Origin of the sequence: Microbacterium sp. UMB0228 (assembly GCF_002871415.1) — a bacterium.
Classification (GTDB): domain Bacteria; phylum Actinomycetota; class Actinomycetes; order Actinomycetales; family Microbacteriaceae; genus Microbacterium.
In genome coordinates this window covers 20,291-27,762 of record NZ_PNFU01000011.1, presented here as the reverse complement: position 1 = coordinate 27,762, position 7,472 = coordinate 20,291, and the positions used below count along the sequence as shown (strand labels likewise).

Here is a 7,472-nt window from a genome sequence, read left to right as displayed (position 1 = left end):
CGCACGATGGCTCACCCCGTCGCGGTCACGACGCCGCGGGCCCGAAAGACCACCACCCCGCGGGACTCCAGGTATTCCGAGCCTGTTGATGGTCAAGTGCGCGTGCTGATGCGCCAGGTACAGAGGACTGCGATCGCCCCTCGCGTGAAGAGACGCTTCCGCGATCTGTTCACCGTGGAGACGCGCGGCATCGATCGCTCGCGAGAGCCTCGTCAACGCTGCGGGAGATCGGCGGAGCACTCGACGCATGGTCGCGCTATCGGATTCGCTCCGGTTCTCGAGCGACCGAGCCGGATCCCACCATGCCGCATGCTGTCGGAGGAACTTGTCCCGAGTCAGACCGTCTATCGGAAGGGCTTTGACCAGGCCTGACATCAATGACATCGCGACGAGTGAGCGGTCGCGGGGATCACTGACGTCGGGGAGCACTGCCGCCGCGAACCTGCTCGAATGGGTGAAGGTGTTATGCGCGCGGCCTAAGGCCTCGCGAGCGCCCCATTTGTTGACTTCGGGCACGTACGTTCGCCATTGAACGATTCGACGATCGCGCCCTGAGATCGTCGAATCGGGATGCGGTCGTATCGGCCGCCAGGGTCCGCAGTCCGCGGCGGGCGTGAGAGTGGACAGCCGCTCGAAGGTCATCACCGACGCGTCGGCGGCGCGCCGTGGCACCTCGAATCGAACTCGGATATGCAGCCCATCCGCATCGACGATTCTCAGATAGTGCCATTGGCCGATAGCCGGCACCTCCGCATGAACATGGCTGAGCGCACTCAGGATGCAACCATCGATCTCACTCGGAGACATCGGGTACAGCTTCCAGTAGACCCAAACCTCTTCCTCCGGGTCGCCCGACTCGGCGCGGCGCTGTGTTCGAAGCATCAATCGTCCCACTCCACGAACGAGACCAACTCGGTTACGAGCTGACCATCCGCATAGGCCGTCCGTGCCGGCAAAACCTCTTGAAACCTCACGTACTCCTGCCTCTTCACCATCGATAGGAGGACATCGAGGGAGCGCAGCGATGAGAAGCGCACCCACATCGGCTTGTGCACCACGTCTCCGCTTCGCCCCACCGGAGCGGCGAAGACTTCCTCAGGCATGCCCTGGGATCTACGCCAGCGATCGAAGGCCAGAACGCTGGTCGCCCGATCGTACTCGGCTCCCGGGACGGGAAGGTCGGAAACCAAGAAGTGCCAGGTCTCCCGCCGAACAACAGCGTTTCCGATAGATGCACGGGGCATATGCCGGTGCTGAGCGGCGATATCCTGCTTGAAGAGAGGGTGGTTCAACTCCGAAACGGGTGTGCGTTCTATCCAGGGGTTCATGAGAAGGCATGCGAGCCCCTGCGCGCCTTGTACTTGCCAAGCCGGTACAAGTCCCATGTACACGGGAACGACTGGGTGCCCTCGAAGGGAGAACCTCAGGGAGTTGGTATCGACATCGTGCCGCACAGCAAGGTCGTCGAACGAGACCCGGTCGTCTCCGTCGGAGGCCTCGCCGAGACCGTCCCACGTGAGGGGACGAAAGACACCTTGACTGAGGAACTGAGCCGAGTTACCGGAGGCCGCCGGCACGAACTCGTAAACATCTGCGCTTCCGACAAGGTCCTCCACCCGGCGACGGATCGTTGCTCGCAGTTCCTCTGCACCATTCGCACCCAAGTGGGCGAAGCGAGAGACTAAGCCTCCAAGGCCCTCCGTAATCTGATTGATGACGATGCTCTCCGAAGCAGCCTCTCGCTGGTACATGACCGCCAAAGTGGGCGGAACAACAGAACGAATCTGAGGCAGGGATGCGTCACGGACATCCCCGCTTCGTACCGATGCGTCCGTCTGCTTCGCCGAGGCAAGTTCCTGCTGCGCCCGCGCGTCCCGCGCGCAGGCCATTAGGAAGCCCCGCGCGCTCGCCGCTGTCCCTCCCCTGCCATGGAGACGTACAAATGCTTCGACCATCACGAGGTACATGTGTGAGGTGAACATGTAGTCCCTGAGGAACCCGAGGTCCTGGATGCTCGCAGGGAAGTTTCCCTCGGGGCTCACACGCGGAATCCCGGCGTCTTCGCTGATGACCGCACCCGCATAGTCCTCGCCGACTGCACGGAACGCTTCATGCATGCGGGATGAAGCGAAGCGCAGGCGCGCGGATCGACTGTCACCCTCACTCGGCAACGAAGAGAGGGCTGTTGCGACCGCCTCCAGCATTTCGAGCGGATCAGAAGCGGAAGGGCCCGACGCCGCCAGGCGTGCAATGGTTGCCGCCAGGGGGTCGCCGCCTTCCATCTCCCACGGCGTCACGACACGGATCAGGCCTTGGTGCAGCCACCGGCGCGTTCGGGATTCCGTGGCTCCCGTAACCGCCACCAACTCGTCGTGAGTACCAGCCGACCACTGCGAGAGGTCGCGCCAATCCTCGCCAAGCACATCCGCCGCTATCGTCTCCTCAAAAGGCCAGAGAAACCCGCCGCTGTTCCTCCAATGCTGAAGGACCACATCGTTCCCTGTGAACTCGGCGCGGCGATAAGACCACGCGGAGTGAAGCGCCATGGTCCTCGCCGCGGCCTCGACGAATCCGTGCAGCACATGAGCTGGCACTCGGGCTACCCGGTCTCGAGATGCGATCCCCAGTACCCCGACCCGGGCCAGCGACGCGAAGGGCGATGGTTTCAGCGCCGCCCGAACGACGTACTTGTATGCCGCGCGGGCGACCGCGGACGTGGGGCGGTCCGGGCCACCAGCGGTCATATCGGCGTACAGACCTGTCGCGAATCGTTGGAGCGTCACGCCGAGATCTCCGTCGCGACAGAGGTCGACGAGGCGCTGATCGACCGCATCGCCCTCAACGCTCAGGGCGTCGTCGAGTGCACGCAGGCTGTCGATGTAGTCCCTACTCGCCGACGCGATGGCGGGGTACTCGGCGAGGATGCTCGCGAAGCGCGCAGTTACGCTCATCGCTGTCCCGGCGTCCAGTGTCATGAGCGCTCTAGCGGCGCGGCGTGCCGTCTTCCTCTCCGACGGGGGAAGTGCATTCGCCTGCGCGCGACTGGCCAAGCGCTCCGACACCGCGGAGGCCGCAGCCACGAGGATGTCCAGCGTCCGATTCGCCTCCGCGAGTCCGGTCACCGTTCGCTCGGACATCAGATTGAGGGAGCGCGCGGACAACACGCTTCTCCTCACAACCAGAAGGTTGCTCACGTTGCTCACCATGCCCCCACAACCCAAAAGACCCCGAACACAGTGACCGCGAGCAGGACTCCGACGTATAGGACGCCCGCCGCGAGATACGCGATGTATCCGGCCTTTACCACAGGGCTCACACTCCGCAGGTAAAGGGGCTGAGGCAATCGGCGCATGGAGGAAAACACATAGGCTATGGCTCGACTTCGCATGTTCGTCGCGCCGAGGACCGCTTCCAGCGCATGGTAGCCATCCGTGCGAAACAGGGGATTGAGATTGATCGCCAATAGGTACGACTGGCCAATGAACACCGCGGAGAAGACCTCGCTCATCCAGCCCTGAGTCACGACTGCAAGCGTCACGGCGAAGAGAATCATCACTCCGTCCAAGAGCGGGCCGGCAAGCGCGATAGCCGCTCGACCTGCTCGCGATCTGAGAGCGTAGACAGCGCCCCGATCGACGTATGCGACTGGCACGACATAAAGTGCGAGACCGAGCCCCATCTCACGCACTTCGAGCCGATTGAATCCCATCGCGAAAGCGTGGGCGCATTCGTGGAGCCACAGAGTGGCGACAATAACGGCGCCTGCGCCGACGAGAACTATGGGTTCGACAACAAGAACACTGGCGTTCGCAAAAGCGCCCTCTCTAAGGAGCCACACTGCCCACGACAACAGGCCGGCCAACAGCAACGACGCTGTTACAATCCGAGACCCGCGAGGTAGAGCCCGCACCCTCGCCCCAAGCTTCGCGAGCTGCGAGCCGAACTGGCGACTTAAAGGTATTCGCCGGAAGAAGTCGGCTCTCGCTCGGTTGAGAACCCGATCTTGCGGCGCCGTGCCTTCCTCTGTCGGCTGAATGTTCAGCACCTTGTTCTGGCGGAGCGCTTCTAGGAACTGAGCGAGTCGTTCATGAGCTCGAGGGACGTCCTCGTCCGAGACATCGAGAAGATCGTGGAAGATCACCCTCCCTGTCGTGCCCTCGACGAGGATATCGAGCAATGCAGCCGCCGATACAGGCACAGCAATGTACCGGGCATCTTCCGTCTTGAGCAGTAGTCGCCCGTCCGCCCCGGGAAGCTGCTCAACGTCGGGTCTGAGCTTGATGAGGCTCTGCGAATCCCAAAACTCAACGCCTGCGATGTTGTCCCCCCTGCCGCAAAAAGACGTGTCTTTCAGTTCGACGCAGGGACTCAAAAAGAGCCCCTGCGTCGAACCCGGCTTCTACGCTTAGCCGCTGAAACTGCCGAGGCTGCTCAGCGTACCGGCGCATGTACCAGCACTACCGATACAGGCATAGGAGCCGAAGGAACTTGCACCCGCGGAAACCGTTTCCGGCAGATCTTCCACGGAAAGCTCTTCGATGGACACCATCTCAAGCGACTGCATCTTCATTGATTCTCCTTTGTGCCGCACCGCCCAGACCGAGTCGGGCCTGCCCCCACCGGTGGCGCTCCGGCACCTGAAAGCTACCAGCAGCACCGGAAGGAGGCAATATATTCCTGACCAACCGGCAAATGCGCACGAACTGTTTGGCGTCCGCGGCGATTGTTCACTCATCGGCATCGTCTGCGCACGCGCTCTATAGCTGCGACGACGTGCAGCTCGTCGCAAGCAACACGCGGCGACCGATGGGCGTGGAATCGTCGCCATCGGGAGCGATGCGACGCGGATGCGGAAAGGAAGGGCTTCCTCCGCGACCGGCCGGGGCTCGCCCTCGCCGAGGTCGCGTGATCGCTAGGATCGCCCCGTGACTCAGATCCCTCCGTTGCCCCGTCGCCGCGCCTTCGGATGCGGAGTCGCCTCCGCCGCCGTGGCGGTCGTCGGGATCCTGCCGACCGCGATCGTCTTCGTCCTGGCGGGGACGGCGGACCCGAACTACGGATGGCTGGTGTTCCTGACGCTGCCGCTCGCGGTCCTCTTCGGCGGCATCGCCCTCATCCTCGGCGTGATCGGGCTCGTCTTCGCCCGCGCCGACGGCGGAGGGCATGCATGGCCCGTCGTCGGAGCCGTGCTCGGCGTCCTGGCGCTCCTTCCCGCCGCCGCGTTCCTGTGGGGCGGCTGATCTCGTGCGCCAGAACCCGCCCGCCAACAGGCTGATGCTCGCGATAGCTGCCGCAGTGGCGGCATTCTTCGTCTGGGGCGCACTCGTGCGCCCCCTGTTGGACGGCGAACCGCCCGTCGCGACCTCGCTCGTGTTCGTCGCTGGCGTGGCACTCGCCGGCCTGATCATCTGGATCGTGCTCGGACGCATCCGACGACTGCAGCGCGCCCAGCGGCGAGCGCTGCGGGAGCGTGAGCCGCAGGCACGGATCTTCGGCTCCTACGCCCTCAACGGCGTGGCCGCGTACCTCTCGCGCACGATCCCCCTTCTCGGACTCGGCGCCGCACCGCGCGGCCTGCTCACGGCGAGCCCCACCGGGGTCATCGAGCCCTCGGGCTTTCGGCTGGTCCGCGGCGGAGCGCGTCTCCTCACGGCCTACAGCGTCCCCCGGGACCGGATCCAGGGCGTGACGAGGGGCGGCATCCAGGAGGGCGCCTTCCTCTATCCGACCCTGGTGATCGTGGTCTCGCAGGAAGGGGGACAGGTCGCGATCCCGGTGCCGGTGACCAGGGACGACGCGCCGCTTCGCCGGGAGTCGCCGGACGGCATGGATCGCCTCATCTCCGATGCGGCACGGATCTGGGGCGTCCCGGTACTCGGCGACGACGGCTGATGCGAGCGACTCCGCGACCGGGATCGGCGCGCGAGCGCGGGTGACTGATGCGTAAATCGACAGCGTGGTGGTTGATTGCAGCGATGACCGCCGTCTCGCTCATCGCCCTCGGCCTCGTCATGACCTACCGTTTTTCGACTCCGCTCGTCGATCCTGCCCCACCGACGCCGGACTACGGGATCCAGGCGCTCGTCGCCGGCGTGACGATGGCGGCAGCGACGGCGGGGGGCCTCGGCGCGGGCGTGTACGCGACGAAACGCGAGGTCGCCCGAGGCCGCATCGTCGGCTGGACCGCCGCCGCGATGCTCGCGGGTACCGTTCTGGGAGCGGTTCTGGCCTTCGTCCTGAGCGCACGCTGAGGTCTATGGTCCCGCGATCGCTGCCGGAACGGGGACGCCCCTGCGTCTCATCTCCGCACGCCTCACGAAATCACGGTGCCTGAACCAGCTCGTCCCGTACGGGCCCATTAAGCCGCGCCGACTCGTCGAGGAACCGCCGAACAGTGTGGTGCGCCGGACCGAACGAGGTGCGGCGCCACACTGCGTGACGCCGCACACACACACTCAGAAGTCCCAGTCGTCGTCTTCCGTGGCCTCGGCCTTGCCGATGACGTAGGAGGAGCCCGAGCCGGAGAAGAAGTCGTGGTTCTCGTCCGCGTTCGGGGAGAGCGCCGACAGGATCGCCGGGTTCACGTTGGTGACGCTGGAGGGGAACATCGCCTCGTAGCCCAGGTTCATGAGGGCCTTGTTGGCGTTGTAGTGCAGGAACTTCTTGACGTCCTCGGTCAGCCCGACGCCGTCGTAGAGGTCCTGCGTGTACTGCACCTCGTTGTCGTAGAGCTCGTAGAGCAGCGAGAACGTGTAGTCCTTGAGCTCGTCCTTGCGCGCCTGGTCGGCCGTCTCGAGTCCGCGCTGGAACTTGTAGCCGATGTAGTACCCGTGCACGGCCTCGTCGCGGATGATGAGGCGGATGAGGTCGGCCGTGTTCGTCAGCTTCGCCTTCGACGACCAGTAGATCGGCAGGTAGAAGCCCGAGTAGAACAGGAACGACTCCAGCAGCGTCGAGGCGACCTTGCGCTTGAGCGGGTCGTCTCCCTGGTAGTAGTCCATGATGATCTGCGCCTTCTTCTGAAGGTTCACATTCTCCGTGGACCAGCGGAACGCCTCGTCGATCTCCTTCGTCGACGCGAGCGTCGAGAAGATCGAGGAGTAGCTCTTCGCGTGCACCGACTCCATGAACGCGATGTTCGTGTAGACGGCCTCCTCATGAGGCGTGATCGCGTCGGGGATCAGCGACACCGCGCCGACGGTGCCCTGGATCGTGTCGAGGAGCGTGAGCCCGGTGAACACCCGCATGGTGAGCAGCTGCTCGTCGGGGGTGAGCGTGTTCCACGACTGCACGTCGTTCGACAGCGGCACCTTCTCCGGCAGCCAGAAGTTGTTCACCAGACGGTTCCAGACCTCGAGGTCCTTGTCGTCCTGGATGCGGTTCCAGTTGATCGCCTGCACGCTGGAGACCAGCTTGAGCGGGGAGTGAGGAGTCATTCTTGTCCTAGTTCCTGGGTCACTGAGCCTGTCGAA

General features: G+C 64.2%; 8 protein-coding genes. 3 read left to right on the top strand and 5 right to left on the bottom strand.

The window, feature by feature from the left end:
* From CJ226_RS17420 to CJ226_RS18230, 4 genes are all read right to left on the bottom strand, one after another.
* The coding region (locus CJ226_RS17420; protein ID WP_146008269.1) for a thiopeptide-type bacteriocin biosynthesis protein at positions 1–882 on the bottom strand (882 nt) is incomplete at its 3' end.
* Complete coding sequence (locus tag CJ226_RS17415; RefSeq protein WP_180964642.1) at positions 882–3,194, bottom strand: lantibiotic dehydratase; 2,313 nt, start codon at positions 3,192–3,194, stop codon at positions 882–884. The genes CJ226_RS17415 and CJ226_RS17420, both read right to left, overlap by 1 nt.
* A gap of 5 nt (positions 3,195–3,199) precedes the next feature.
* Positions 3,200–4,372, bottom strand: a complete 1,173-nt coding sequence (locus CJ226_RS17895; RefSeq protein ID WP_146008268.1) for a site-2 protease family protein — start codon at positions 4,370–4,372, stop codon at positions 3,200–3,202.
* 33 nt (positions 4,373–4,405) lie between these two features.
* The gene (locus CJ226_RS18230; RefSeq protein WP_180964641.1) at positions 4,406–4,570 is read right to left on the bottom strand and encodes a thiocillin family RiPP; all 165 of its coding nucleotides are present in this window, start codon (positions 4,568–4,570) and stop codon (positions 4,406–4,408) included.
* 355 nt (positions 4,571–4,925) lie between these two features.
* Between CJ226_RS18230 and CJ226_RS17405 the strand changes: the two genes are divergently transcribed.
* The 3 genes from CJ226_RS17405 to CJ226_RS17395 all read left to right on the top strand — a co-directional run bounded on the left by CJ226_RS17405 (position 4,926) and on the right by CJ226_RS17395 (position 6,251).
* Complete coding sequence (locus CJ226_RS17405) at positions 4,926–5,240, top strand: hypothetical protein (RefSeq protein ID WP_102209939.1); 315 nt, start codon at positions 4,926–4,928, stop codon at positions 5,238–5,240.
* 34 nt (positions 5,241–5,274) lie between these two features.
* Entirely contained in the window at positions 5,275–5,892 is a 618-nt protein-coding gene (locus CJ226_RS17400; protein ID WP_146008266.1) for a hypothetical protein, read from the top strand.
* Between the two features lie 83 nt (positions 5,893–5,975).
* A complete protein-coding gene (locus CJ226_RS17395; protein WP_102209937.1) occupies positions 5,976–6,251 on the top strand; it encodes a hypothetical protein in 276 nt (91 codons plus the stop codon).
* A gap of 204 nt (positions 6,252–6,455) precedes the next feature.
* On the opposite strand, the gene nrdF is transcribed toward CJ226_RS17395, so the two are convergent.
* The gene (nrdF, locus tag CJ226_RS17390; protein WP_025102609.1) at positions 6,456–7,436 is read right to left on the bottom strand and encodes a class 1b ribonucleoside-diphosphate reductase subunit beta; all 981 of its coding nucleotides are present in this window, start codon (positions 7,434–7,436) and stop codon (positions 6,456–6,458) included.
* Between the last annotated feature and the right edge of the window lie 36 nt (positions 7,437–7,472).

Bases quoted from the DNA above. Each gene is read 5' to 3' on its own strand.
- CJ226_RS18230 (WP_180964641.1), bottom strand. From the start codon at position 4,570: ATGAAGATGCAGTCGCTTGAGATGGTGTCCATCGAAGAGCTTTCCGTG.
- CJ226_RS17400 (WP_146008266.1), top strand. From the start codon at position 5,275: ATGCTCGCGATAGCTGCCGCAGTGGCGGCATTCTTCGTCTGGGGCGCA.
- CJ226_RS17395 (WP_102209937.1), top strand. From the start codon at position 5,976: ATGACCGCCGTCTCGCTCATCGCCCTCGGCCTCGTCATGACCTACCGT.
- nrdF (WP_025102609.1), bottom strand. From the start codon at position 7,436: ATGACTCCTCACTCCCCGCTCAAGCTGGTCTCCAGCGTGCAGGCGATC.